This window comes from Sphingobium sp. LF-16, assembly GCF_003711185.1.
Classification (GTDB): domain Bacteria; phylum Pseudomonadota; class Alphaproteobacteria; order Sphingomonadales; family Sphingomonadaceae; genus Sphingobium; species Sphingobium yanoikuyae_A.
Genome location: NZ_CP029335.1, coordinates 4529192 through 4555096 on the forward strand (window position 1 = coordinate 4529192; position 25905 = coordinate 4555096).

Genomic DNA, 25905 nt, shown 5'->3' on the forward strand with positions numbered 1-25905 from the left:
TGCATCATGAGGAATGCCATGATTGCGACCGTCGCGCTGTCGGCACTGGCCATGCCGGCCATCGCCCAGGCCCCGGTGCGCAGCGAGCGGGTGCAATTCGCCAGGGGGACCGCCTCCAAGGTCATCAAGGCGTCGCTCAAGGGCTATGACATGGTCGATTATCTGGTCGGCGCGCGGGCCGGCCAGACCATGAATGTCCGGCTTCAGACCAGCAACGCCTCCAGCTATTTCAACGTGATCGCGCCCGGTGCCGGGGATAGCGCCATGTTCGTCGGTTCGTCCGCCGGCAACAGCTTTGCCGGCCGCCTGCCCGCCAATGGCGATTATCGCATCCGCGTCTATCTGATGCGCAATGCCGCCCGCCGCAACGAAGTCGCCAATTATACGCTGACCGTCAGCGTGCAAGCGCTGGCGGCGACCGCGGCGCAGGTGATGCCGGCGGCGACCGGGCCGGCGCTGACGTCGGGCAACATGCCCGCTTATTGCCGGGGGGAAGTGTCCGGCCAATATGGCACTCGCCCGGCCTATGTGAAGACCGGCGCGATCGCCAAGGCGCCCGGTGGCTTCTTCATCGACGGCACGGTCGACAAGGGCAGCGAGGGGATCAAGCGCTTCCGTTGCCGCTTCGATGCGCAGCGTCGCTTCGTCGACGTGTTGGCGATGACGCCGGACGGCAAATAGCCGGGTCAGCCGCCCAGGATCAGGAAGCTCGCCCCGCTGTTGATCAGCGAGGCGAGCAGCCAGGTGCCCAACGCCGATCGGAACGCCTTGCCGGTCGATTTCCGGGTGCGGCTGCGCAGCCAGATCGTCTCGATCCGCAGATACCAGCTGATCGTCACCAGCATGATGACCAGTGCGGCGATCGCCCAGGCGACGTCGCCGAGGCGCGCCAGGATCGACGCGATGCCCAGCACCAGCGCGGCCGGCCCGGCAATATAGCATTGGGCGTAGAAGGGGCGGCGCAGCGTGTCGCGATTGAGCGCCATGCGCTGCGCCTTCAGCCGCCGCACCGCGAACATCAGCGGATAGATGGCGAAGAGGAAGGCGCGCAGCACCAGCAGGTTCATCTCCGACGCGGTGATTTCCTTGCCGATGCCGGTGGTCGCGACCTCCGGCATCTTCTGGTGCGACGCCACCTCGATCAGGTGCGACAGCAATATGGTCAGCATCAGGAACAGGGGCGGGCTCAGCATGTCGGTGAATTGCTGGTCCGGCGCATCCTCCAGTTCCTTGTCGGAATAGCGCAGCATCTGGATCGGGTGGCGGATGGTCCGCCATAGGGTGCGGGGATAGAAGACCAGCCAGCTCATCGCCTCATAGAGAAATTCTTCCAGCGACTGGAACAGGCGTAGGAAATCCATTGATGCTCCCGATCATGAGGAAGGCTGGTATCCCGCCGCCGGGGCAGGGTCTTGCCGCCGAGCCGTTCAGGCGTTGGTGCTGCCCCGGCCGAATGTTTCCCGGTTCAGTTGGGCCGGTTCAGTTGGACCGATTGAGCGTGAATCCGTCAGCCCGTTCAACGCAGGCCCGTCCAGCTCGGATGATGGCCGCGCTAGCGGTTGCTGGCGAGTTGCTGTCCGGCGCGCACCGCCGGCTTGTCCGCGGTCAGATCGTCAAGCCAGGGCAGGGCCGGTGGCGCCAGCCTGACGGTGGGGGTTGCATCCTGCGGCGTGCCCATGCTGCTTGCCGTGGCCAGTGCCACACAAATGCCGGCGCCCGCTGCGACCATTGCAGGCCAGTCTCTTACCATCGCACACAGCTCCCTCTGCTGGGCTGCGATCGGCAGGAACAGTTTCGCGATTGACGCCGCGACTCACCCGTCCGACCGCTGGAATAAGGGATGATCGCGCATTCGCGGGCATCGCGCCATAGCGGATTTTCCGGGGGTCGGGCGATCGTCCCGCTTTGGTCCGACCGCGGCTTTCGGGCGCCGCTTCACGCCATGGGATAGGGATATCCGGGGCGCTCCCTAGGGGAGAATCCCGATGGCTGGCCCGGCGTCCGCTTGGCTATGCCCAGGGATATTCAAAGGGAGGTCGCGATATGATCAGGCGCATATTCGTCACGGGTCTGCTGCTGGCGCTGGCAGGCTGTGCCACCACGCCACGGGTCAATTATGATGCCGATCCCGCGGCCAATTTCGCCAGCTATCGCAGCTATAGCTGGGCGTCGATCAATGTGCCGCAGGGCATGAACCCATTGCTGTTCCAGCGGGTGAAGGCGTCGATCGACACCGCCCTCGCGGCGCGCGGCTATAGCCAGGCTGAACCCGGCGAATTTGCCATCGGCTTTACCCTGGGCGCGCGCGACCGGGTCGAGGTGACCGATTTCGGTCCCTATGCCACTTATTATCGTCCCTGGGGCGGGTGGGCCGGCTGGGGCGGCTATCGCAATGTCGATGTGCGCAACGTGACCGACGGCACGCTGACGGTCGATATCTATGACACCGGGACGAAACAGCCGGTCTGGCATGGCACGGCCACGCAGGAGGTCAGCCGCAAGAGACCCGACCAGGCGACAATCGACAAGGCGGTGACCGCCGTGCTCGCCAATTTCCCGCCGCCGATCAAGCCGAACTGACAGGAGGGGGCATATGGCCGAAACGCAGGAACCCAGGGGCGTGCCCATCCGCCCGGCCCGCAATGTGGGCGAGCCCGTGCCGCCCATTCCGCCGGTCGATGCGAGCGATCCCGAAGGGGCATCGACCGCCTATTCGCATTTCCGAACCGGCCTGTCGCGCCATCGCACGGGCCTGTCGGAACATCGCACCGACCTTTCCGAATATCGCACCGACCTGTCCGGGCATCGCACCGAAATGTCGATGCGCCGGACCGGCATGTCGTTCCAGCGCACCCGGATGAGCGCGGACCGGACCCTGATGTCGGAAATGCGTACGGCGCTGTCGCTGATCGGCTTTGGCTTTACCATCAACCAGGCATTCCAGAAGATGCAGGACGCGGGCAGCATCCAGAATGTCAACGCGCCGCGCAATTTCGGCGTGGCGCTGCTGGTGTTCGGCATCGTGCTGCTGGCCGGCGGGATCGTGCGCCATGTCCAGTTCGCGACCGAATTGCGGGATCGGCGCAAGATCATGACGGAGGATGGGCTGATTCACTCCGACAGCCGCTTCCCGATCTCGGTGACGCTGGTGATTGCGCTGTGTCTGCTGGCGCTGGCGCTGGCGGCGGTGCTGGGCATCGTCTTCAACATCGCCCTGCTGGGCTGAAGCGCGGGCAGGCGGGCGGGGGCTGTGCCCCGCCGCGTCTCAGCTCTGCAGCATGTCCTGCCCTTTATTATAATGGTGCCAGGCCATGATCGCGGCGGCGCCGCGATGCGGCCGCCAGGCTTCGGCAAGGTCGCGGGTCAGCTTCTCGCTCGGCCGCTCGCCCAAGCCCAATATCCGCCCGACCGCGATCTGCACCGCCAGGTCGCCGGCCGGCCAGATGTCGGGGCGGCCTTCGGCGAACAGCAGATAGATTTCCGCCGACCAGCGGCCGATCCCCTTGATCTGCACCAGTTGCGCGATCGCGACTTCATCGTCGGCGGGCAGGGCGTGGAGGTCCAATGTGCCGTCCACGACCAGTTCGGCCAGGCTGCGGGCATAGCCCTGCTTCTGCCGCGACAGGCCACAGGCGCGCAACGCATCGAAATCGCGCGCCAGCAGCGCTTCGGCTGTGCAGCCCACGCCCAGCTCCGCCTCCAGCTTGCGCCAGACCGCCGCGGCGGAGGCGACGCTGACCTGCTGGCCGACGATGGTGCGCAGCAGCGTCTCATAGCCCGGCTCGCGCACGCGCGGCACCGGATAGCCGACGCTGGCGATCGCCGCGCCGAATGCCGGCTCCGCCGCAGCGATGAAGTCCAGGCTGACGCGCAATTCTTCCGCCGTGCTTACCATGTCCGCCTGTCCAGCCCTTGATTTCGCCGTCGCTGTCGGTCAGAGCGGCGGGGATAAGTCCAAAAGGAATGGGTAGATGCCGAAGCTGATCGTGGTCAACCGTGATGGTGCCGAACAGACTGTTGAGGGGGACAAGGGTCTCTCGGTGATGGAAGTCATTCGCGACCATGGCTTTGACGAGCTGCTCGCGCTGTGCGGCGGCTGCTGCTCCTGCGCGACCTGCCATGTCTATGTCGACCCGGCCTTTGCCGACGCCCTGCCGGCGATGAGCGAGGACGAGAATGACCTGCTCGACAGCAGCGATCATCGCAACGAGACCAGCCGCCTGTCCTGTCAGGTCGTGCTGAGCGATGCGCTTGACGGCCTGCGCGTCACCATCGCGCCGGAAGACTGATTTCTTCCTACGGCCCCGTTTTTCAGGGCCTGACCCGCAACGTCGCGGCCGGCGCATCGCCGGTCAGCGGCGTGATGGTCCATGTGATGCGCTTGCCCTCCGGCACTGTGGTTGCGCCATCTTCCTGATTCTGGCTCACGATCTCTGCATCGGTGGTCAGCGTGAACGTGCCGTTCAGCGCCTTGGCGGCGGCGTCGCCCGATCCGCCGCCCATGCCGGCCGGCCCCTGGCTCTTGTCGAAACCGTTGGAAAAGCCCGGTGCCTTCACCCGCACCCGGTCCGCCCCGCGCATTTCCACCGCGACGAAGGGCAGGACGATCTGCGCGTCGATGTTGAAGGGGAAGAGGAAGGCATGGTCCAGCCTTCCGCTGATCGCATAGTCGATCGCGAATTTGTGATCGCCCAGATACTGGACCGACCGGAAGCCCTTCTCCTTGGTGAGCGCGCTCGCCATCGCCTGCATCTGCGCATCGTCGCCGCCGGCCTTGTCGAACTGGGGTTCGGCGGGCGGGGCGGGTGTCTTGCTCTGGCTCTGCGCCACCTTCTGCAGCACGGCCTCCTCGCCCTCGGGCGGGGCGACGCCTTCCAGCGGATCCTCCTCCGCATCACTGTTGAGGCCGCCCAGCGCCTTGTCCATGTCCGACGCCAATATCTCGCCCTTATAGGCAAAGGCGAAGCTGCGGTCGGCGCGGATGTCGAGCGTGGAGGTGAAGCTGCCGGGGGTCACCAGGCATCCGGGCAGCATCAGCAGCGCCGCCAGCGCGCCCGCCGCGCGGGACAATAGGACCATGGCGAACCCCCGTTCGTCTGCGCGACGATATGGGCGGGGCAGGGCGCCCTACCCACATCGCCGCAAGATGGTGCCCGGCGGCCGCTTACCGGCTGGTGGCGGCGTACAGGGCGATCGCTGCCGCATTGGAGACGTTCAGGCTCTCCATGCGCGGGCTGATCGGCAGCTTAGCGATAATGTCGCAATGCGCCATGGTGTTGTGGCGCAGCCCTTCGCCCTCGGCGCCCAGCACCAGCGCGACGCGCGATTCGCCGATCGCGTCGGCCAGCACGGTGTCGCAATCGCCGTCCAGGCCGATGCGCCAGTAACCGGCTTCGGCAATCTCTTCGAGCGCGCGGGCCAGGTTCACCACCCGCACCCAGGGCACGGTTTCCAGCGCGCCCGACGCGGCGCGGGCCAGCACGCCCGATTCGGGCGGCGCATGCCGGTCTTGCGTCACGATGCACAGCGCGTCGAAGGCGGCGGCCGACCGCAGGATCGCGCCGACATTATGCGGGTCGGTCACCTGGTCGAGCACCAGGATCGGGCGCTGGTCGTCCCGCCCCTGTTCCAGCACGTCGCCCAGCCAGACATCGTCCAGCGGCTCGACTTCGGCGACGATGCCCTGATGCGGCGCATCCGACGGCACCATCCGGCCCATGTCGGCGACGTCGGAATAGACGATCGGCAGCACGGGCGGCAGGTCGAGCGCGCCGATCGCTTCGCGCGTGCCCCATATCTTGCGCACGACGCGGTTCGGATTGGCGAGCGCAGCCGTGATGGCATGGCGTCCGTAGAAGCGGGGGAAGGCGCCTTTCGGCTTGCCGGTACGATGTCCTCTTTTCATGTTTTCGCTCTTTTCACATCACCCCATTGACAGGCAAGCCTCCATTCGCCATTGAGCCGCCTCCAGCGCGGCGGGACAGCAAATTTCCACCGCGTAGGGCACTGGACAGGTGGCCGAGTGGTTAAAGGCAGCAGACTGTAAATCTGCCCGGGTTTCCGTACGCTGGTTCGAATCCAGCCCTGTCCACCACTGCCCTCATCGGCGCGCCGCCTCTTTCGGGTTTCCGGTCCGCGCGCCGCTCCAGCCGAGCCCGTTACCGCAAGAGGAACGCCGCTTGGCCTGGGTCATTCTCGGCATTGCCGTATTCACCGAAATCATCTGGGCATTGAGCCTGAAATGGGCCGCCACCGTCGGCAGCTGGCAGGCATCGGCCGTGCCGATCGGCCTCAGCTTCCTCAACATGGGCCTTTTGGCGCTGGCGATGCGGGATCTGCCGGCGGGCACCGCCTATGCGATCTGGACGGGCCTGGGCGCCGTGGGCGTCATCATCGGCGGCATGATTCTCTATGGCGATCGGGTCAACATGGCCCAGATCGGCTTCATGGCGATGATCGTGATCGGCGTGGTCGGCACCAAATTGTCGGCCCAGGCGTGATTGCTACTCCTGATTCGCGCGACATGATTCGGCGCATGGCCTGATCGCGGGATCGGGGCGTCGCGCCGCAGGCTTATTGCCGCAGCGCAACAAAATCGGCGCAAGTCCGTTTGTCTTCGGACAAGCCCCGTTCATTCTTCCCCGGTTACGCTCTCTCCCGCATGACTCTTGATCGCCGCGACCTTCTGATCCGCACTCTGGGCGGTGTCCTCGCCCTTGGCATCCCTCGCCGCGCACTGGCGCAGGCTGACGTTGCTCGCGTCGACGCGCTGATCGCGAAGATGACGCTGGAGGAAAAGGCTGGGCAGATGACCTGCCTGGCCGACAGCTTCCGTCCCTTCAACCCACCCAACCCGGCGGCCGGCATCCAGGACGAGAAGCGCCTGGCGGACGAGATTCGCAAGGGCCGGGTCGGCTGCCTGTTCAATGGCATCGGCGTTGCCGGCGGGCGCCGCGCGCAGGAAATGGCGGTCAAGAACAGCCGCCTGGGCATCCCGCTGCTGCTGGCCGGCGACGTGATTCACGGACTCAAGACCATCTTTCCCGTTCCGCTGGGGGAGGCTTCCTGCTTCGATCCCATGCTGGTGGAAAAGACCGCGCGGGTCATGGCGGTGGAGGCGACGGCAGCCGGCCTGCACCTCACCTTCGCGCCGATGGTTGATGTCGCGCGCGACCAGCGCTGGGGCCGGGTGGTCGAGGGCGCGGGCGAGGATGTCTATCTGACCGGCCTGTTGTCGGCGGCGCGCATTCGCGGTTTCCAGGGGCGTGACCTGCGCCGCGACGATTCGCTGCTCGCCTGTCCCAAGCATTTCGCCGCCTATGGCGCGGTCGCGGCGGGCCTCGAATATGGCAGCGTCGACATCAGTGACGAAACGCTGCGCGAAACCCATCTGCCGCCCTTCGGCAAGGCCTTTGCCGCTGGGGCGCTCACCACCATGGCCGCCTTCAACGAGATTAACGGCGTGCCCGCCACCGCCGACCGGGAATTGCTGACCGACATATTGCGCGGTGAGATGCAGTTTCGCGGCTTCGTCTTCTCCGATTACACCGCCGACGAAGAACTGGTCGCCCATGGCTTTGCCGAGGATGAGCGCGACGCCGCCCGCCTCGCTGTGCTGGCCGGGGTCGACATGTCGATGCAGAGCGGCCTCTATATCCGCCACATCCCCGATCTGGTGAAGAGCGGCGCGGTGCCGATGGCGACGGTCGATGTCGCGGTGCGCCGCATCCTTTACGTGAAGACCGCGATGGGGCTGTTCGACAATCCTTATCGCTCGCTTGACGAAGAGGTTGAAAAGGCGCGCATCGGCACGCCCGCCCATCATGCACTGGCGCGTGAGGCGGCGGCGCGATCGGTCGTGCTGCTCAAGAATGACGGGGTGCTGCCGCTCGATCCCGCCGCCGGGCAAAGGATCGCGCTGATTGGTCCGTTCGGCGAGGACAAGGCCAATCTCTACGGCCCCTGGGCCTTTTACGGCGATCCCGACAAGGGCGTCGACATCGCCACCGGCCTGCGCGCGGCGATGCCCGATCCGGCGAAGCTGACGGTCGAGCTGGGTTGCGCGGTCAACGGCCCGATCAAGGACGGGATCGTCCGTGCCGTCGCGGCGGCGAAGGCGGCGGACGTGGTGATCCTGGCGGTCGGCGAATCCCAGGCGATGTCGGGCGAGGCGCAATCGCGCACGATGATCGAGCTGCCGTCCTCGCAACAGGCGCTGGCCGATGCGATCGCCGCCACTGGCAAGCCGGTCATCGTGCTGCTGCGCCATGGCCGCGCGCTGGCCCTGCATGACGGCGTCGCCAATGCCCAGGCGTTGCTGGCGACCTGGTTTCTGGGGTCGGAAACCGGCCATGCGCTGGCCGACATATTGTTCGGCAAGGTCGATCCATCGGCCAAGCTGCCGGTCAGCTTCCCCTGGGAAAGCGGGCAGGAGCCTTTCTTCTACGATCGCAAGTCGACCGGCCGGCCGACCGTGGACAATGGCAGCACCGAATATAAGGCGCGCTACGCCACCACCGACAATAGCGCGCGCTTTCCCTTCGGCCATGGCCTCAGCTACACCGATTTCGCCCTCAGCGACCTGAAGCTCTCCGACACCGCGCTGCGCTGGGACGGCGCGGTCGAGATCACCGCGCGCCTCACCAACAAGGGCAAGCGCAAGGGCAGCGAGGTGGTGCAGCTCTATATCCGCGACCGCGTCGCCAGCCGCACCCGCCCGATCCGCGAACTGAAGCGCATCCAGCGCGTCACCCTGTCGCCGGGCGATTCCACCCAGGTCCGCTTCACCCTGTCGCGCACCGACCTCGAATTTGTCGGCGCCGGCAACCGCCGCATCGCCGAACCGGGCCTGTTCGATCTGTGGGTCGGCCAGTCCTCGACCGGCGGCCTGCACGGCCAGTTCACCCTCTACGCGGCGGCGCCGACTTCTCCGCCACCAAAAGGCTGACCGCTCCGATCCACCCTCTCTCATAGGAAAATCCGATCACTGTGACGGAATCGATTCGTTTCGATCCGCTGCCGCACGGGACTACCCCTTTTCGCGCCTTGAACAGGCAGAACAGGACAGGGGAGAGAAACATGTCCACGACCCGCATTTCCACATTCGCTTTGGCGTGCGCGCTGCTCGCCAGCCCGGCGCTCGCCGCAGAAACCAAGCCCGCCGCCGCTGCGCCCGCCGTCACCGAAAAGCCCGGCGGCATGACCAACAAGGACTGGTGGCCCAAGCGCCTCGACCTCACCGCGCTGCGCCAGCATGAGGCGACCCGCGCCAATCCCTATGGTGCCGACTATGATTATGTGAAGGAATTCAACAGCCTCGACCTCGAAGCGGTCAAGGCCGACATCCGCAAGGTGCTGACCACGTCGCAGCCCTGGTGGCCGGCCGACTATGGCCATTATGGCCCCTTCTTCATCCGCATGGCCTGGCACAGCGCCGGCACCTATCGCGTCGGTGACGGCCGCGGTGGCTCGGATGGCGGCGAACAGCGGTTCGATCCGCTCAACAGCTGGCCCGACAATGTCAGCCTCGACAAGGCCCGCCGCCTGGTCTGGCCGATCAAGCAGAAATATGGCCGCAAATTGAGCTGGGGCGACCTGATGGTCCTGTCCGGCAATGTCGCGCTGGAGGATATGGGCTTCAAGACCGTGGGCTTTGCCGGCGGCCGCATCGACGCCTGGCAGCCCGACGTCGTCTATTGGGGCCCGGAAACCAAGATGATGGGCACCGAGCGATCCAATCCCGACGGTTCGCTCAAGCGCTCGCTTGCCGCGACCACCATGGGCCTCATCTATGTGAACCCCGAAGGCCCCGGCGCCAATCATGATCCCAAGGGCGCCGCCGCCGACATCCGCCGCGCCTTCGGCAATATGGCGATGGATGACGAGGAAACGCTGGCGCTGATCGCGGGTGGCCATACGTTCGGCAAGGCGCATGGCGCCAAGAAGCCGGAGGAATGCCTGGGCGCGGAACCCGCCGCCGCCGGCATCGAGGATCAGGGCTTCGGCTGGAAGAACAAGTGCGGCAAGGGCAATGCCGAGGATACGCTGACCTCGGGCCTGGAAGGCGCCTGGTCCGCCACGCCGACCCAGTTCACCACCCAATATATCGACAATCTGCTGAACTTCGACTGGGTCAAGACCAAGAGCCCGGCGGGCGCGACGCAATGGATCCCGACCGATCCCGCCGCCGCGCAGATGGTCCCCGACGCGCATGTGAAGGACAAGCGGCACGCGCCGATCATGTTCACCACCGACATCGCGCTCAAGGAAGATCCCGGTTTCCGCAAGGTGCTGGAAAGCTGGCAGAAGAATCCCGAGCTGTTCAGCAAGGCCTTCGCCCGCGCCTGGTTCAAGCTGACCCATCGCGACCTGGGGCCGCAGGCCCGCTATCTCGGCAAGGACATCCCGTCCGAAACCTATAGCTGGCAGGACCCGCTGCCCAAGGCGAGCTTCGCCCCCGTCAGCGCCGCCGATCAGGCCAAGCTGAAGGCCGCTGTGCTGGCGTCGGGTCTGACCGGGCCGGAATTGGTGCGCACCGCCTGGGCCTCGGCCGCGACCTTCCGCAGCACCGACATGCGCGGTGGCGCCAATGGCGCGCGCCTGCGGCTCGACCCGCAGCGCGGCTGGGCGGTCAACGACCCGGCGGAGCTGAACAAGGTGCTGGCCAAGCTGACCGCGATCCAGAAGGATTTCGCCAAGTCCGGCAATCAGGTGTCGATGGCCGACCTCATCGTGCTTGGCGGCAACGCCGCGGTCGAGCAGGCGGCGCAGAAGGGCGGCTACAGCATCACCGTGCCCTTCACGCCGGGCCGGGTCGACGCGGCGCAGGCGCAGACTGATGTCGCCTCCTTCGCCTATCTGGAGCCCAAGGCGGACGGCTTCCGCAACTGGTATGGCCCCAGGGCGGAGGTCAGTCCGGCCGACGCGCTGGTGGACAAGGCCGACGCCCTCGACCTCACCGTGCCGGAAATGACCGTGCTGGTCGGCGGCATGCGGGCGCTGGGCGCCAACAGCGGCGGATCGAAGAATGGCGTGCTGACCACCCGTCCGGGCACGCTCAGCAACGACTTCTTCGTCAACCTGCTGACGATGGACACGGTGTGGAGCAAGTCGGCGACGCCGGGCCTCTATGACGGCAAGGACCGGGCCAGCGGCACGGCGAAGTGGACGGCGACCCCGGTCGACCTGATCTTCGGCTCCAATTCGGAACTGCGCGCCGTGGCCGAAGTCTATGCTGAGGACGACGCGAAGGAGAAGTTCGTCACCGACTTCGCCGCCGCCTGGACCAAGGTCATGAACGCGGACCGCTTCTGAAGAATGAAGAACCCGGCGGCGCAGGGCGACGCCGGGTTCTTGGTATCAGATTGACCGGAAGCGACCAAGTTCGGACCTGTTCCCCCTCCCGCAAGCGGGAGGGGGTTAGGGGGTGGGCTGGACATCGCGAAAGCCCACCCCGCTGCGACTAACGCGCTGCGCGCGCAAGTCTCGCTCCCCCTCCCGCCGGCGGGAGGGGAATGGCCGGGCGCCACCCCAAAACAACGTTGCGTCATTCCTGATGCTGGACCTGCGTCAGCATCCATCCGCCCCCCAACAAAAAGGGCGCCCTGGTCTCCCACGGCGCCCTTCTTTTATCAGAACTTGTAGTTCGCGCTGATCGTGAAATTGCGCGGGGCGCCGTAGCGATATTGGCTGAACGAACCGGCCTGGCTGTAATATTTCTTGTCGAACAGATTTTCGACATTGGCCTGGAGCTGCAGCTGCTCGGTCACGGCATAGCGCGCCATCAGGCTGACCAGCGTATAGCCGTCCTGCTGGAAGCGGAAGGGCACGGCCGGCGTGGTGCCGGGGATGGTGCCGTCCGAATAGGCCTTGCTGCGATAATTGACGCCGCCACCGATGGTCAGGCCGGTCAGCACGCCGGGCAGGTCATAGGTGGTGAAGATCTTGAGCAGCTTGCGCGGCTGGGCGGTGTTCACGTCATTGCCGTCCGGATCCTCGATCTTGAACTGGCTGTAGCTGGCGTTGACGTTCCAGCCCGGCAGCGGCTGGCCGGTGGCTTCCAGTTCGAAGCCCTTGCTGGTGACGCCCTCGACCGCGCGATAGGGCTGGAAGGTCTGGCCGTTCAGGATGATTTCCGGCCCGTCCATCTCGCCGACATTATCCTGCTCGATGCGGAACAGCGCGATCGAGGTCTGCAGCGCGTCGCCGAAGAAGCTGCTCTTGAGGCCGATTTCATAGGCCGCGCCGTTCAGCGGATCGAGCAGGCGCTGTTCGCGGTCATACAGGTTCTGCGGCTGGAAGATCTTGGTATAGCTGGCATAGACGCGATGGTTCGCCGTGATGTCATACAATGCGCCGACATAGGGGATGAACACATTGTCGTCGCCATAGTCGCTCGGCCCGCTCCAGGCGAAGCCGCGCTGGTTCCAGCTGGCGATGCGGCCGCCCAGGATGACTTTGAACGGATCGGCCACGTTCAGGCGGAACGCGCCATAATAGCCGGTCTGCTCGATCCGTTCCTGTTCGTTGCGCACCGCGTCGGTGCCCCAGACCGGCTCGGGATAGGGCACGCCTTCCTGGCCGATCACCGGCACGTCCGTCAGCCAGGGCGAGGGCGCCACATAATTGTCGGTGTGCCGCTTCAGCACGCTGTGCAGCGCGCCCAGCACGACCTCATGATCGCGGCCGAACAGCGCCACCTGGCCCTTCAACTGGGCGTCGATGCTGTTCTGGATGCTTTCGCCCTTGGACTTGTAGGGGTTGGTCCCGTCCATCGTGCCGGTCGCCTTGTCGACGCCGCCATAGAGATACAGGAGCTGCGTATCGCCGGTGGTCTTTAGCCGGTTGTAATTGGCGGTCAGGTTCCAGCGATCGCCAAATTCCTGGCGCACCGTGGCATAGATATTCTGGTTGGTGGTGTTCCAGTAGGTCCAGTCCGCCGCCGTGGTCTGCGACCGGGGCAGGTCGGTCAGCGTGCCGTCGGTGTAGAAGGTGGGCAGCGCGCCCCAGGTTGCGCCCTTGGGCTTGCTGTCCTGGTGGCTCATGCCGACGCGGACCAGCGTGCTATCGGTGACGTCAGCTTCGACCACGCCATAGAGGACCCACTTCTTGCGGTCCTGAATGTCGATGAAATAGTCGCCCTTTTCATAGCGACCGACCAGCCGGGCGCGGATGCGGCCATCAGCGGTCAGCGCGCCGCCAATGTCGGCCGACAGGCGCCAGGTGTTCCAGCTGCCGATGCTGGCATTGACATAGCCGGTCAGGTCGGTGGCGTCGGCATGCTTGCGCACCAGGTTGACCGATGCGGACGGATCGCCCGCGCCCGACAGCAGGCCGGTCGCGCCGCGCACGACCTCGATCCGTTCATAGATGGAGACGTCGATGCTGGTCTCGCCATTGCCACCGGCCAGCGTCCAGGCCGCGGGCACGCCGTCGACCTGGGTGTTGCGGATCTCGAAGCCGCGCGCGAAGAAGCTGTTGCGCACATCGTCGACTTCGTTGGCGGATACGCCCACCGCATTGGTGATGACATCCTTCACGCTGATCAGATTCTGGTCGAGGATGCGCTGCGCGGTCATGATGCTGACCGACTGCGGCGTTTCCTGCACCGTCAGGCCCAGGCCGGTCGCGGTGTCGATCTTGTCGGGCAGGGTATAGGTGCCGGTGACGACGATCTGGTCGTCGCGATTCTCATCGGCCGGTGCGGCGCTGGTCTGGGCGGCGGCGGGAAGGGCGACGACGCATAGTGCGACGCCGGCAAGCCAGTGATATTTGGACAGCATGAAGACCCCTGTTTTCTGGTAGGAAATTGGGCGTCGTCCTAAGCGGTATTGCGAGGTGATCGCAACAATAATGCGAATGCGTCGCAATGCTATTTTGCGCAAAATATGCGAATATTTCCCTCTGTGACCATATTGCCACAACCAGTGCCGTCGACTGGCGGGTGATGCGCGTTGCGGCTGCGGCCGGTCAAGGCGTCCCTCGGCCTGCTCCGCACGCCGGATCGTCAAATAATGTTTCAAGTCAATGTTATGAAAGCGCAAAAATAGAAATTCGGAATTTGTTCCACGCGGACGCTGATTTTTGTTTCACAACAACAGGGTCCTTCATGGCGAAGTGTGGTGGCAATCTATAGCTGTTATGACTCAAGTGGATCGCGTTAACACTTTCCGTCTCCACCTTCGTTTCGTCGCATCATCCGCTCATCTGGCCTGCGCAACACGGCCGGAACACGGGCTGTTCATGCAGCAGAAAGCCGGACACGAACAGGCAATGTGTCTGGCGCATCCCACGGCGCCAAGACGTCAAAATTTATGAAGGTCAGAAGAAGGGGGTTCTGACGGCCGGAAACGCCACCAGGCGGCCGCCGTCGGACGACAAGCTGCAATGCTGCAGGCCCGACCGATCGAGAAGTGAAGGAGCAGCGTGATGCCTATCATGTCCAAAAACCAAAAATATCTTGTGATGCTTGCCCTGCTGGCCGGGGCCGCCCCGGCCGCCGTCGTGGCGCAGGACCAGGCCCAGGACGCGCCGCCGGCCGATGTGTCGGCCAGCGTCGCCATGCCGGCCGCCGAACTGACGGAGGGGCCCGAGATCAAGGGCATCATCTCCGCGCGCAGCGGCGACCGGATGCAGGTGACCGCCGCCGACGGCAGCAAGAGCGTCATCACCATCAATGACGATACCAAGATCAGCGCCAGCAAGGGGCTGTTCGGCCTTGGCCGCGACCATCTGGCCGCGACGTCGCTGCTGAACGGTCTGCCGGTGACAGTGAAGACCCTGCAGGCCGGCGAAGGGCTGCTTGCCAGCAAGATCGCCCTGCAGAACAAGGATCTCAAGACCGCGTCGATGATCAACAACGGCACGGCCCAGCGGTTCGATGAACAGACCGCCGCGACCGAGGCGCTGCGTGGCCGCATGGGCGAGATCGACCAGTATAATGTGAAGGGTACGACCAACGTCAATTTCGACACCGGTAAGGCGGTGCTGTCGGATCAGGCGAAGAATGACCTCTGCGCCGCGGCGACCTCGGCCAATGGCATGAGCAACGCGCTGCTGCTGGTCGTGGGTTATACCGACTCCACCGGTGGCGAGGAGCTGAATCAGGAACTCAGTGAAAAGCGTGCCTCGCGCGTGGTCAATTATCTGCAGCAGGCGTGCGGCTGGAAGCCCTATCGCATGCTGACCCCGACCGGCATGGCCGAGGCCGATCCGGTGGCCAGCAACGACACGATCGAGGGCAAGGCGCAGAATCGCCGCGTCGCGGTCAATATCCTTGTCAGCAAGGCCGTCGACGGCCTCTGACACCTGCGGGGTGGGCCCTTGCCCACCCCCATTTTTTGCGTGTCGACCGCACGACTTCGCAAAAATCTCCTATTGCGAAGTCGTGACTGCGGACCGGCAGCGGCGCAAATGCGTCCTCTGCGACACTATATATTTTGCAGCTTTCGCAAGCGTGCCAAGCCGCTTCACCCCCCGCCGCAGCTCTGCTACAGGCGCGGCCATGCTTAACTTGAACGGTATCACCGTGCGCCTGGGCGGCCGCACCATCCTCGACCGCGCCGGCGCCGCGCTGCCGCCGCGCAGCCGCGTCGGCCTCATCGGCCGCAATGGCGCGGGCAAGTCGACCCTGATGAAGGTGATGATCGGCCAACTCGACCCCGACGAGGGCAGTTGCGACATGCCGCGCGACACCCGCCTTGGTTATATCGCGCAGGAAGCCCCCTCGGGCACCGCCACCCCATTCGACACCGTGCTCGCCGCCGACAAGGAACGCGCCGAATTGATGGCGGAGGCGGAGCATACCGAAGATCCCGACCGCCTCGGCCATATCTATGAGCGGCTAACCACGATCGATGCCTACACCGCGCCCGCGCGCGCCGCCCGCATCCTCGTCGGCCTGGGCTTTGACGAGGAAATGCAGGGCCGTCCGCTTGACAGCTATTCGGGCGGCTGGAAGATGCGCGTGGCCTTGGCGGCGTTGCTCTTCTCCAACCCGGACCTGCTGCTGCTCGACGAACCGTCGAACCATCTCGATCTCGAAGCGACCTTGTGGCTGGAGAATTTCCTCAAGGCCTATCGCGGCACCGTGGTCATCATCAGCCATGAGCGCGACCTGCTCAACAATGTGGTCGACTATATCCTGCATCTCGAAGGCGGGAAGGTGACCCTCTATCCCGGCGGTTATGACGCGTTCGAGCGCCAGCGCGCCGAGCGCCTGGCCCAGCAGGAGGCGGCACGCGCCAAGCAGCAGGCCGAGCGCGAGAAATTGCAGGATTATGTCGCCCGCAACTCCGCCCGCGCCTCGACCGCCAAGCAGGCCCAGTCGCGCGCCAAGGCGCTGGCCAAGATGCAGCCCATTGCCGCTGCGATCGAAGACCCCAGCCTGCATTTCGGTTTCCCCAGCCCCGCCGAACTGCGCCCGCCGCTCATCACCATGGACATGGCCTCGGTCGGCTATGACGACACGCCGATCCTGCGCCGCGTCAATCTGCGCATCGATCCCGACGATCGTCTGGCGCTGCTCGGCCGCAACGGTAATGGCAAGACCACGCTGGCCCGCCTGATCGCCGCGCAGCTGGCGCCGATGGAAGGCGCCATCAACAGTTCGGCCAAGATGAATGTCGGCTATTTCACCCAATATCAGGTGGAGGAACTGGACGTCACCGACACGCCGCTGGAGCATATGACCCGCGTCATGAAGGGCGCGACGCCCGGCGCGGTGCGTGCCCAGCTTGGCCGCTTCGGCTTTTCCGGCGAGCGCGCGACGCAGAAGGTCGGCTCCATGTCGGGCGGCGAGCGTGCGCGGCTGGCGCTGGCGCTCATCACCCGCGATGCGCCGCATCTGCTGATCCTCGACGAACCGACCAACCATCTGGACGTCGACAGCCGCGAGGCGCTGGTGCAGGCGCTCAACGAATATTCGGGCGCCGTCGTCATCGTCTCGCACGACCGCCACATGATCGAACTGGTCGCCGACCGGCTGGTGCTGGTCGACAATGGCACCGCCCAACCGTTCGACGGATCGCTCGACGATTATACCGACATCATCCTGCGCAAGGCGGACGGCAACCCGTCGGGCGGCGACGCGCCCAAGGTCGATCGCAAGGCGGACAAGAAGGCCGCTGCCGAATGGCGCGAGAAGCAGAAGACGCTCAAGAATGCCGTCAACAAGGCCGAGCGCGAAATGTCCACGCTGATCGCCGAGCGCAAGCGGATCGACGCCGTGCTGTCCGATCCCAAGAGCGCGACCGGGGCCGAGGCGAAGATGACCACCAGCGAACTGATGGTGAAGCGCGCCGCAGTCGAGAAGAAGCTCGAAGCGGCCGAGGAAGTCTGGATGGAAGCCGGCGCGGCGCTGGAAGCCGGCTGATTCTCCGGCTTTAGACCCTGATTCACGCCATCGGTGAAAGCGCGGAGCGCGTTCACCTCAGACGATCAGGGTCTAGAATGTCAGCGGTGGCGCGCCCGCTTCGTTGGAGCGGGTGCGGATCACGATCTGCCAGGTGGCGATGAACAGGGCGGCGATCACCGGCCCGATGACGATGCCGTTGAAGCCGAACAATTGCAGCCCGCCGAGCGTGGTGATCAGCACCACATAGTCGGGGATGCGGGTGTCGCGGCCGACCAGGATCGGGCGCAGCAGATTGTCGACCATGCCGATCACGAACATGCCACAGAAGATCAGGATCAGCCCCTTCCAGATCGCGCCGGTCGCCAGCAGATAGATCGCCACCGGCGCCCAGATGAGGCCAGTGCCGACGGCCGGCAGCAGCGAGAAGAAGCCCATCATCACGCCCCACAGCAGCGCGCCGGAAATGCCCAGTGCGCCGAACACCAGCCCGCCGATCAGCCCCTGCAGGATGGCGACGACGATGCTGCCCTTGATGGTGGCGCGGATGACGATGACGAATTGCCGCATCAGCGCGCGGCGATGCAGCACCCGCAGCGGCGCGGCCCGGTCCAGCTTGCGCGTCAGGTCGAGCCCGTCGCGCAGCAGGAAGAAGGTGAGATAGAGCATCACCGTCAGCGCGATGATGAAGCTGAAGGCGCCCTGGCCGATCAGGAAGGCCTGGGCCGCGACGGTGCGGAAACTGGCGGTCAGGCCATCGGTCAGCAGCCGCTGGACCGCCGCGAAATTGGATATGCCCAGCCGCCGCAGGCCGATCGATGCCCAGTCGGGCAACGCCGCCTGGAACTGCGCGAACATGTGGGGAATGTTGATCTTCCCCACATTGATCTGGGCGTAGAGCGCGGTCGCTTCCTGCACCAGCGCGATCGACAGGATGATGGCCGGCACGATGACGATCGCGATGATCAGCAGCAGCGTCAGCAGCGCGGCACTGTTGCGATGGCCGGGGATCAGCTTGAGCAGCCCCTGGTTCACCGGAATGAACAGGATGGCGACGATCACGCCCCAGAGGATCGCCCCGAAAAAGGGCTCGACCACCAGTGCGAAGGCGATGGAAACCAGCACCACCAGGGCGACGAACACCCCATCCTCAATCTGCGTTCGGCGATGCCGGCTCTGTCGTTCCATGTCCGCTTCTTGGCAGAAACCGTTACGTTAATCCATGCATCGCATGGTCTTATTGCGCCTTGGCGTCAAAGTTGAAGGTCACCATCACTTTGGGATCAAGGCCGGTGCTGCTGTCGCCATTGCCCACGCCAAAGGGCAGGCGGGCGACGCTGGCCGATCCGCTGACCTTGCGGCTTGTGCCGCTGCCCGACAGGGTGAAGCGGATCGCCTGCGGCTTGGCCACGCCCTTCAGCGTCAGCGTGCCATTGGCGCGATAGGCGTCGGCGCCGGTCTTTTCCGCACCCTTGGCGACGAAGGTTGCGGTCGGGTGGGCGGCGCTGCCGAAAAATTCGTCGCCCGGCAGCATGCTATCCTTATAGGCGTCGCCGACGCTGGCCGATGCCATGTCGATCGTCACCTTGATGTCGGCGCTTTCGGGATGGTCGGGGTCCATCACGATCTTCGCGGTCCATTTGGAGAAGCTGCCGCTGATCGTCTCGCCGCTGTTGCCGACCGAAAAGCCGATCTTGCCGCCGGGTTGTACGGCCCAGGCCGGCGGCGGGCCGGCGGGTTCCTCGGCAACAGCCGCGGTCTCGTTCGCAGCCGGGGCGGCGGCATTGTCGCTCGCATTGCCGGCGGCTTCGACGGCATTGTCTTCGGCAGGCACGTCTTCCGCTTCGACCGCATTGGTGGCGGGGGCCGCGGGCGCTTCAGGCGCGGCGCCCGGCAGGATCGCCCGGCCTAGCAGGAATCCGACGAGGATCAGCGCGGGCAATCCCAGCAGCAAGGCGGTCGAACGGCCCGGCACCATCCGCCAGATCAGCCCGTCGCGCATCAGCACATGATGGCGCAGCGCGCCCGCGACATGCAGCGCGACCAGCGCGATGCCGATCCAGGCGAGCAGGCTGTGGCCGCCTTCGGCTAGGCCATGGCTTGCCATCGGCAGCGGCAGATGGGGCAGGGGAATGACGCCGAAGAACAGCGTCGGCACCTTGACCTTGGCGGTCGATACCAGCGCCCATCCGGTCAGCGGCGCGCCCAGCATGAAGGCATAGAGGCCGACATGGACGCCGGAGGCCAGCGCGCCCTGCCAGCCGCCCTCCAGCTTGGCCGGGCGCGGCTTCCACCAGCGCACGCCGATGCGCAGCAGCGTCAGCAGCAGCACGGTGATGCCGATCGACTTGTGCAACTGGAACAGCGCAAAGCCGCGCGCGCCCAGACTGCCCAGCGCCAAGCCGACGGCGATCTGGAAGGCGAGCAGGGCGGCGATCGCCCAGTGCAAGATGATGGCGGCCAGGCTGTAACGCTGCGGCATATGGACTACCCCGAAAATGACCCTGTTGGATTGGGCGCAAAATTATGTCGCGGGGGTAATGAAGTCCATCGTCGCAGCAGGAAACGATCCGTTGCCGGGTGAATCAGCGCAGGTCGATCGCCGCCGCCTCCGCGCCGGCCAGCTTGGCGCCCAACGCCTTGGCCAGGGTGGGCGCGATCGCGCGCATGTCGATCAGGCCCAGATCCTTGCCCGGCTTCACCCCCGGTCCCATCGCCATGAAGGTGGCGCGCAAATTGGCCGGGCCGGGGAAATAGCCGTGCATGCCCTTGACCGGTGTCGGCGCGACCAGCGGCACATTGGCGCCGCGGAAGATGTCGGTGACGAAGCCGGGCTTGAGGTTGATCGTGAAGGCAGCCTGCGGATTGCCGCCGAGCTTTGTCATTTCCGCCCGGTCGACGATGCGGTCGATGCCGTTGGCGGGGTTGGCGGCCAGCCTGTCGAGCAGGCCCTTCACCTTGTCGGCCAGCATCTGGTCGTCCGGGCGGGCCAGCATGATCGCGGCCGATCCGCCGCCGATCCACGGCATGGCCTGCCACGACGCGACCTTGCCGTCGGCGCTGAGGGTGATCAGGCCTGCATCGATGAAGGGGCGGAACAGGTTGAGGCCGCTATGAGTCGCCTCGAACCCATGGTCGCTGACCAGCGCGATCAGCGCGTCGGGATGGGCCTTGCGCTCGGCGGCGACCAGATCGCCGACGATCGCGTCGATCTTTTCCAGCACGGCCTTGGCGGCCGGCGTGTCGGGACCGCTGCCATGCTGCTCATGGTCGAGCGCGGTGAGGTAGACGGTCAGGAAGTTGGGCTGGTGCGCGGCGATCAGGGCGGTGGCGAACCGGCCCCTGTTCTGGTCACCGGACAGGCTTTCATCGATACCCATGGCATAGGGCTGGCCGACCGCCCGTTCCAGTTCCGCCTTCAGGCCCGGCGTCGCCAGCGCATCCAGCAGTTGCGCGTCGTCGGCATGGCCGGTGCGCCAGATTTGCGGCAGGTTCCAGCTTATGCCCTTGGCGGCGACGCTGACCGGCCAGTGGATATTGCCGGTGGACAGCCCGGCTTTTGCGGCCGCATCCCACAGCATCGGCACCTTCACATCCTGCGCATACCAATACCAGCCGCCCTGGTTGATCTGCATCGGGTCGAAGCTGTTGTTGCTGACGATGCCATGCTTGCCCGGCGACACGCCGGTCATCAGCGTGGTGTGGCTGGGATAGGTCAGCGTCGGCAGCACGCCGGTGACACCCGATGCATGGGCGCCATCGGTCAGGAACCGGCGCAGATTGGGCAAGGCAAGGCCGCGCTTGTCCGCCTCCAGCACGTCGCCGGGGCGCAGCCCGTCGATCGAGATCAGCAGCACCGGCTCGGCCAGCGCCGGGAGCGGCGTGACGGCGAGCAGGGCGGAGGCAAGCAGCGCGGCCTTGTTCATCTTAGAAACCCGCCTTGAGGGTGACGAAGAATTGCTGCGGCGCGCCGATCAGCAGCGTCTGCGCGTCGCCGCTATTGCCAAAGCCGCCCGATCCGATCGTGCTGATATATTTCTTGTCGAACAGGTTGCTGGCGTTGAGCTGCACTTCGATCTGGTCGGTGATGCGATAGCCGATCGAGGCGTCCACGATCACCCGGCCATCGACCGACGCGTCGTTGGTATAGCTGTAATAGCGCTTCGACATATAGTTGGCGCCGATCCGGCCGAACAGCGGCCCCTGGTCATAATTGAGCTCGCCGCGCAGCATATGCTTGGGGCTGTCGACCACGGTCTTGCCCTTGATCGCCGCGACCAGCGTGCCGTCCGAGCTGTTGAGCACATCGTCGCGATAGGTGGCGTCGGTGTAGCTGTAGCTGGCATAGAGGCCGAAGCCCTGGCCCAGCTTCAGGTCGCCGGCCGCCTCGATACCGACGGCGCGGACATTGCCGACATTCTGCAGCGCGGAGGCGAGGCCCAGGATCGGGCTGCCGACCTGCACCGCCAGCAGGCGGTTGCGGAAATTGACCAGATAGGCGCCCAGCGTGCCGTTGAAGCGCGACGTGTTGTAGCGCAGGCCCAGTTCGTACGTGTCCGAGCTTTCCGGCTTCAGGTCGTCGCGGATCTGGTCGAAGCCGGCCTGGTTGGTGGAGAAGGGGCCGGTGGTGGTGGCGCTGGCAAAGGCCTTGGTCACCTGGGTGAAGCCGCCGAAGATTTCCGCTTCGGGGCTCAGTTCGACGGCGAAGCCGGCATGGGGCTGGAACCAGTCCTCGGCCTTGATCTTGCCCTCGGGGAAGCTGCTGGACACGACCGCCTCGGCCTCGTTGGTGACCTTGAAGCCCTTCCAGCCCAGGTTGATCGTCAGCATGCCGAGGTCGATCTTGTCGCGGACATAATATTGGATCGTGTCGGTGGTGAAATCGAACTCCCACTGGGTCGCGAACGGGTTCTTGGGATAGTCGCGGAAGGACAGGCCGGCTTCGGTGCGGCTCTTGAACGCATAGAAACGGCGGGCCTGGTTGAACTTGTTATTCTCGTACCAGGCGCCCGCTTCCAGCGTCTGGACGCCGATCGTCGCATCGACGCTGCCGAACGCGCCGATCCGGTCCATGTCATATTCGGTGGTGCGGATCGACAGCGGCGAACCACCGGTGGGGCTGGGGACGGACGGCGTCGCCCACAGGCCCATGCCGCTGTTATTGTGGTAATAGCCCTTGATCTTGAAATTGGCATGATCGCCCAGCGGCGTGCTGTAGCCGATCGCGCCCAGCCAGTCCTCGCGCAGGCCGGCGGCGTCATAATAGGCGTCCCAGACCGACGTCACATTGTCGGGATAGACGGTGCCGGCGGCGGCGTTGCTGACCGGCGCGCCGGTTTCGCCGCGATTATTGCCGATGTCGGCATAGAGGACCGCCTTGGCATAGTCGGGCGAGGTATTGTCCCATTTCCAGCCCAGGCGGTTGATCATGTCCATCGACATGTCCTGATAGTCCTGTTCGCGGCGGTCGGAATAGCTGAGCCAGCCATCCAGCTTGCCGTCGCCGACCGGGATCACGACCTTGGCATTGACCATATGCTGGTCCTGCGTGCCCTGGCCCTTCCACTTGTCGGTCGAGCCGTAAGCGTAGGAGACATAGCCGCGAATGCCGTCGGCGCTGCCCATGTTTAGCCGGGCGAAGGCGCGCCAGGTCTCGTCGCTGCCATAGGTGAGGTTGCCCTGTGCGCCCAGCGCATCGGCCGGGTCGATCGAAAAGGTCTCGATCGTGCCGCCCAGATTGCCGGTCGACTGGGTGCCGAGCGAGCCAGAGCCCTGCGACACGCGGACGGTGCCGATATTCTCGCTGCTGATGGCGCGGGTGATGTGCAGGCCGTTATGATTGCCATAGCTCATGTCGCCAAGCGGAATGCCGTCGAAGGTGAAGCCAAGCTGGTTCTGGTTGAAGCTGCGGATGCTGACGCGCTGCGACCATTCATAGCTGCCGAACGGATCGGACGACTGGAAATTGACGCTGGGCAGCTTCTCGATGGCTTTGAGCGCATTGGTGCCGGGCGTCAGGGTGACGAGGTCGCGGGTGGTGATTTCCTGGACCTGGCGGGTTTCGCCCCGGCCAAAGACGATGATGCCGGCGCTGTCCGCATCGGCCGCGGCATCGGCGGCGGGCGCCATGTCCTGGGCAAAGGCGGGTGCGGCGATGCAGGCGGTCGAAGCGAGCAGCAGGCTGAGTGCGTGGCGCATGGTGAAATCCCCCAATCGGATGTGATTGGCGGGCGCTCTAGGCTGGGCATGTTGCACTGCAATGTGACTATCGCGACGCTGCGGCGTCAGTTTCGTGACAATATCGTTATGATTTTGTCTGTGTCATAAAGGTCGCAGTCGCGGCATTTTCGCCGCGAACATTGCATCGCAAGATCGCTGGGCTAAGAGCGAAAAAAACAATTTCAAGGAAAGCAGGACATGGCCAAACCCGAATCCTGGCGGTTCAGTCCCGACGCATATCGCTTCATCACGAGCATCGATACGCGTTTCCAGGATCTCGATACCATGGGTCACATCAACAATGTGGCCATTTCCGGTATCTTCGAAACGGCCCGTATCCGCTTTCATCACCATATGGGCCGCCACCCGCAGGAACAGGGCGTGCGCTGGCTGGTGGCGAATGTGAACCTCAACTTCATCGAGGAATCGCATTTCCCCTATCCGTTCGAGGTCCATTGCGCGATCGGCCATATCGGTCGCACCAGCTGGACGATCAGCTCGGCCGGTTTCCAGAAGGGCGTATGCGTCGCCACCTGCGACACCACCGTCGTCACCCATGGGGCGGAGGGGCGTCGCTCGATCGACGACACGCTGCGCGAAGCGATGGAACTCAACTTCATCCGCAAGCCGGCAGAATAAGGCCCGGCGCGCCGTCAGGCGAAGCCGTGCATCCGGCGCGACCATTGGAAGGCCAGCACCGCCCCCTTGGCGGGCTGGATCATCGCCAGCCCCAATATCGCCGCCAGCGTCGGCCATAGCACCGCCTGCCAGCCGATCGGGATGGCCAGCGCGGCATTGACCTCGATCATCAGCGGCACCAGCAGATGGCCGAGCAGCAGGATGACGATATAGGCCGGGAAATCATCGGCCTGATGCCCGTCCCAGCGCTGGCCGCAATGGCTGCACGCGGCGACCGGTTTCAGGAAGCGCGCGAACAGCTTGCCCTCGCCACAGGCCGGGCAGCGGCTGCGCAGGCCCAGCAGCAAGGCCGGTTTGAACGGACGCGGTTCGCTGGTCGAGGCAGGGGGCTGGTCGGACATGGCTCCTGTCTAAGCCAGCTTTGCCCCGCCGGGCAATCATGCTGCTGCCTGCATCGCTCTTTCGTGCGCGCCAAAGCCTGTTAAGAGGACGCCATGCGCCTGCCTGGTCCCACCGAAGCCTTTGCCCTGTTCGACGATGCGCGCGTCCAGGGGGCAGCGCCCGCACGGCTGTATCGCGATCCGGTGTCGGTCATCGCCGCCTGGCGGATGGAGGAGGTACAGCCCGCGCTCGACCGCATCGCCGAAGCACGCGAGGCCGGCCTGCATGCCGCCGGCTATATCAGCTATGAAGCCGGGCTGGCGCTGGAGGAGCGGCTGGCGCCGATCGCGCACCGCCCGCCCAAGGGCGGGCCGCAGGCCATGCCCTTGCTCTGGTTCGGCCTGTTCGAGGGCTGTCGCTTCATCCCGGCCGATGGCGTCGCGGACCTGCTGCCCGATCCTGCGGCTGTCAGCGTCGATGCGCCTTGGCCCTTGGTCAGCGAAGCCGACTATCGCGCGCAGTTCGACCAGGTGCAGGAACTGATCCGTGCCGGCGACATCTATCAGGTCAACCTGACCTTCCCGTGCGAATTGCGCTTCGCCGGCGATCCGATGGCGCTCTATGCGGCGCTGCGTCCGCGCGCGCAGGCCGGCTATGGCGGCGTCATCAACATTGGCGGGCATCAGATATTGTCCTTCTCGCCCGAACTCTTCTTCACCCAGGTGCGCGGGCAACTGACTGCGCGGCCGATGAAGGGCACCGCCGTGCGCGATCATGATCCGGATCGCGATGCCGCCCTGGCGACCGAGCTGGCGCGCGATGCCAAGCAGCGCGCCGAAAATCTGATGATCGTCGACCTGTTGCGCAATGATTTGTCGCGGGTGGCGCGGGCCGGATCGGTCACGGTCCCCGACCTGTTCAAGGTCGAAACCTATCCGACCGTCCATCAGATGGTGTCCACCATTCGCGGCCGGGTGCTGCCGGGGCTGGCGCCGGTCGACGTGCTGCGGGTGCTTTTCCCCTGCGGATCGATCACCGGCGCGCCGAAGGTGCGGGCGATGGAGATCATCGATATGGTCGAGCCTTTCGCCCGCGGCGTCTACACTGGCGCCATGGGCTGGATGGATCCTGCGGGGGACGCGGCTTTCAATGTTGCCATTCGCACCATTTGCGTCGAAGAAGGAAGCGGTATCGGTCGCCTGGGCCTGGGTTCCGGCATCGTTGCGGATTCGGATGCGTCGGCCGAATGGGCGGAATGCCTGGCCAAGGGGCGCTTCCTGTCGCTGGGATGAAAGATGATTGCAGTGGGGCGTGAA

At 65.1% G+C, this 25905-nt stretch carries 22 protein-coding genes and 1 tRNA gene; 12 read left to right on the forward strand and 11 right to left on the reverse strand.

Annotated elements, in window-relative coordinates; all coding sequences use genetic code 11:
• Window positions 1–6: 6 nt before the first annotated feature.
• Window positions 7–681, forward strand: coding sequence for a hypothetical protein (locus DIZ22_RS21355; RefSeq protein ID WP_029547956.1), 675 nt, complete (start codon window positions 7–9; stop codon window positions 679–681).
• A gap of 5 nt (window positions 682–686) precedes the next feature.
• On the opposite strand, the gene DIZ22_RS21360 is transcribed toward DIZ22_RS21355, so the two are convergent.
• Entirely contained in the window at window positions 687–1361 is a 675-nt protein-coding gene (locus tag DIZ22_RS21360; protein WP_010339336.1) for a hypothetical protein, read from the reverse strand.
• Between the two features lie 191 nt (window positions 1362–1552).
• Window positions 1553–1729, reverse strand: a complete 177-nt coding sequence (locus tag DIZ22_RS21365) for a hypothetical protein (RefSeq protein ID WP_017499382.1) — start codon at window positions 1727–1729, stop codon at window positions 1553–1555.
• Window positions 1730–2043: 314 nt separating this feature from the next.
• Here DIZ22_RS21365 and DIZ22_RS21370 point away from each other — a divergent pair, with 314 nt between their 5' ends.
• Both DIZ22_RS21370 and DIZ22_RS21375 read left to right on the forward strand, forming a co-directional pair.
• Complete coding sequence (locus tag DIZ22_RS21370; protein WP_122928732.1) at window positions 2044–2580, forward strand: DUF4136 domain-containing protein; 537 nt, start codon at window positions 2044–2046, stop codon at window positions 2578–2580.
• A 13-nt stretch (window positions 2581–2593) separates the two neighbouring features.
• Window positions 2594–3226 carry a DUF202 domain-containing protein gene (locus DIZ22_RS21375; protein ID WP_037515927.1) on the forward strand — a complete coding sequence of 211 codons (633 nt, stop codon included), beginning with the start codon at window positions 2594–2596 and terminating at the stop codon, window positions 3224–3226.
• A gap of 39 nt (window positions 3227–3265) precedes the next feature.
• On the opposite strand, the gene DIZ22_RS21380 is transcribed toward DIZ22_RS21375, so the two are convergent.
• Window positions 3266–3895 (reverse strand): DNA-3-methyladenine glycosylase, encoded by a 630-nt coding sequence (locus DIZ22_RS21380; protein WP_048936385.1) that lies wholly within the window; start codon window positions 3893–3895, stop codon window positions 3266–3268.
• A gap of 76 nt (window positions 3896–3971) precedes the next feature.
• Between DIZ22_RS21380 and DIZ22_RS21385 the strand changes: the two genes are divergently transcribed.
• Window positions 3972–4289, forward strand: a complete 318-nt coding sequence (locus tag DIZ22_RS21385) for a 2Fe-2S iron-sulfur cluster-binding protein (RefSeq protein WP_004210272.1) — start codon at window positions 3972–3974, stop codon at window positions 4287–4289.
• Between the two features lie 22 nt (window positions 4290–4311).
• Here DIZ22_RS21385 and DIZ22_RS21390 read toward each other — a convergent pair whose 3' ends face one another.
• Both DIZ22_RS21390 and rlmB read right to left on the reverse strand, forming a co-directional pair.
• Window positions 4312–5079 (reverse strand): hypothetical protein, encoded by a 768-nt coding sequence (locus DIZ22_RS21390; RefSeq protein WP_048936386.1) that lies wholly within the window; start codon window positions 5077–5079, stop codon window positions 4312–4314.
• Between the two features lie 85 nt (window positions 5080–5164).
• A complete protein-coding gene (rlmB, locus tag DIZ22_RS21395; RefSeq protein ID WP_004210274.1) occupies window positions 5165–5905 on the reverse strand; it encodes a 23S rRNA (guanosine(2251)-2'-O)-methyltransferase RlmB in 741 nt (246 codons plus the stop codon).
• A 103-nt stretch (window positions 5906–6008) separates the two neighbouring features.
• Between rlmB and DIZ22_RS21400 the strand changes: the two genes are divergently transcribed.
• From DIZ22_RS21400 to katG, 4 genes are all read left to right on the forward strand, one after another.
• Window positions 6009–6094, forward strand: a tRNA-Tyr gene (locus DIZ22_RS21400).
• Window positions 6095–6179: 85 nt separating this feature from the next.
• On the forward strand, window positions 6180–6500 hold the full coding sequence (locus DIZ22_RS21405) for a multidrug efflux SMR transporter (protein WP_017499387.1): 321 nt from the start codon (window positions 6180–6182) through the stop codon (window positions 6498–6500).
• Window positions 6501–6661: 161 nt separating this feature from the next.
• Window positions 6662–8947, forward strand: a complete 2286-nt coding sequence (locus tag DIZ22_RS21410) for a glycoside hydrolase family 3 N-terminal domain-containing protein (protein ID WP_048936387.1) — start codon at window positions 6662–6664, stop codon at window positions 8945–8947.
• Window positions 8948–9078: 131 nt separating this feature from the next.
• The gene (katG, locus tag DIZ22_RS21415) at window positions 9079–11313 is read left to right on the forward strand and encodes a catalase/peroxidase HPI (protein WP_048936388.1); all 2235 of its coding nucleotides are present in this window, start codon (window positions 9079–9081) and stop codon (window positions 11311–11313) included.
• 317 nt (window positions 11314–11630) lie between these two features.
• On the opposite strand, the gene DIZ22_RS21420 is transcribed toward katG, so the two are convergent.
• Window positions 11631–13781 (reverse strand): TonB-dependent siderophore receptor, encoded by a 2151-nt coding sequence (locus DIZ22_RS21420; protein ID WP_048936389.1) that lies wholly within the window; start codon window positions 13779–13781, stop codon window positions 11631–11633.
• 646 nt (window positions 13782–14427) lie between these two features.
• Between DIZ22_RS21420 and DIZ22_RS21425 the strand changes: the two genes are divergently transcribed.
• Together DIZ22_RS21425 and DIZ22_RS21430 are read left to right on the forward strand one after the other, a co-directional pair.
• Window positions 14428–15303, forward strand: a complete 876-nt coding sequence (locus DIZ22_RS21425; protein WP_026109112.1) for an OmpA family protein — start codon at window positions 14428–14430, stop codon at window positions 15301–15303.
• Between the two features lie 199 nt (window positions 15304–15502).
• Window positions 15503–17371: an ABC-F family ATP-binding cassette domain-containing protein gene (locus DIZ22_RS21430; protein WP_026109113.1), complete on the forward strand. Its 1869-nt coding sequence runs from the start codon at window positions 15503–15505 to the stop codon at window positions 17369–17371.
• Between the two features lie 72 nt (window positions 17372–17443).
• Here DIZ22_RS21430 and DIZ22_RS21435 read toward each other — a convergent pair whose 3' ends face one another.
• The 4 genes from DIZ22_RS21435 to DIZ22_RS21450 all read right to left on the reverse strand — a co-directional run bounded on the left by DIZ22_RS21435 (window position 17444) and on the right by DIZ22_RS21450 (window position 23548).
• On the reverse strand, window positions 17444–18538 hold the full coding sequence (locus DIZ22_RS21435) for an AI-2E family transporter (protein WP_048936390.1): 1095 nt from the start codon (window positions 18536–18538) through the stop codon (window positions 17444–17446).
• A gap of 49 nt (window positions 18539–18587) precedes the next feature.
• A complete protein-coding gene (locus DIZ22_RS21440; protein WP_048936391.1) occupies window positions 18588–19832 on the reverse strand; it encodes a YceI family protein in 1245 nt (414 codons plus the stop codon).
• Between the two features lie 103 nt (window positions 19833–19935).
• Window positions 19936–21276 (reverse strand): ectonucleotide pyrophosphatase/phosphodiesterase, encoded by a 1341-nt coding sequence (locus DIZ22_RS21445; RefSeq protein WP_048936392.1) that lies wholly within the window; start codon window positions 21274–21276, stop codon window positions 19936–19938.
• Between the two features lies 1 nt (window position 21277).
• On the reverse strand, window positions 21278–23548 hold the full coding sequence (locus DIZ22_RS21450) for a TonB-dependent receptor (RefSeq protein ID WP_048936393.1): 2271 nt from the start codon (window positions 23546–23548) through the stop codon (window positions 21278–21280).
• Between the two features lie 219 nt (window positions 23549–23767).
• Here DIZ22_RS21450 and DIZ22_RS21455 point away from each other — a divergent pair, with 219 nt between their 5' ends.
• On the forward strand, window positions 23768–24208 hold the full coding sequence (locus DIZ22_RS21455) for a thioesterase family protein (RefSeq protein ID WP_004210293.1): 441 nt from the start codon (window positions 23768–23770) through the stop codon (window positions 24206–24208).
• Window positions 24209–24222: 14 nt separating this feature from the next.
• Here the strand turns inward: DIZ22_RS21455 and DIZ22_RS21460 are convergent, their stop codons facing one another.
• Complete coding sequence (locus DIZ22_RS21460) at window positions 24223–24609, reverse strand: DUF983 domain-containing protein (protein ID WP_037515965.1); 387 nt, start codon at window positions 24607–24609, stop codon at window positions 24223–24225.
• 93 nt (window positions 24610–24702) lie between these two features.
• Here DIZ22_RS21460 and pabB point away from each other — a divergent pair, with 93 nt between their 5' ends.
• Window positions 24703–25881 carry an aminodeoxychorismate synthase component I gene (gene pabB / locus DIZ22_RS21465; protein ID WP_048936394.1) on the forward strand — a complete coding sequence of 393 codons (1179 nt, stop codon included), beginning with the start codon at window positions 24703–24705 and terminating at the stop codon, window positions 25879–25881.
• The last annotated feature ends 24 nt before the right edge of the window (window positions 25882–25905 follow it).